Genomic DNA, 446 nt, shown 5'->3' with positions numbered 1-446 from the left:
CACAAGGCAAGATGCGTTCCGTCACAGTAAAGGATGTTGAACAAGACAAGATTGTTAAAACTGTCGCTGCTCACTTAAAAAAAACGGGCAAAGTCAAGGTACCTGAGCACATGGATCTTGTAAAGACAGCTCGCTTCAAAGAGCTGGCTCCGTATGACCCTGATTGGTTCTATGTGCGTTGTGCTGCCATCCTTCGTCATATTTACATTCGCTCACCTGTTGGAGTCAAGACTGTCACCAAGATCTTCGGTGGGCGCAAACGTAATGGAGTTACACCTTCACATTTCTGCAGGTCATCAGGCAGTATTGCACGCAAGGCTTTGCAATCGTTGGAGGCAGTGAAGCTTGTTGAGAAAGTTCAGGACGGTGGTCGCATTCTCACCACACAAGGTAGACGAGACCTTGACAGAATCGCTGCCCAGGTTCGTCTAAAGGCCAAGCAGCAG

1 protein-coding gene is annotated in these 446 nt (G+C 48.4%); it reads left to right on the top strand.

Annotated elements, in window-relative coordinates; all coding sequences use genetic code 11:
- Positions 1-446, top strand: a 446-nt coding sequence (locus F0U47_RS22985; protein ID WP_149752377.1) for a 30S ribosomal protein S19e, incomplete at both ends; no start/stop codon positions are given.

It is taken from the genome of Nocardioides antri, assembly GCF_008373765.1.
GTDB classification, from domain to species: Bacteria; Actinomycetota; Actinomycetes; order Propionibacteriales; family Nocardioidaceae; genus Nocardioides; species Nocardioides antri.
The sequence above is the reverse complement of the archived record's forward strand: the minus strand, read 5'-3'. Positions and strand labels throughout refer to the sequence as shown.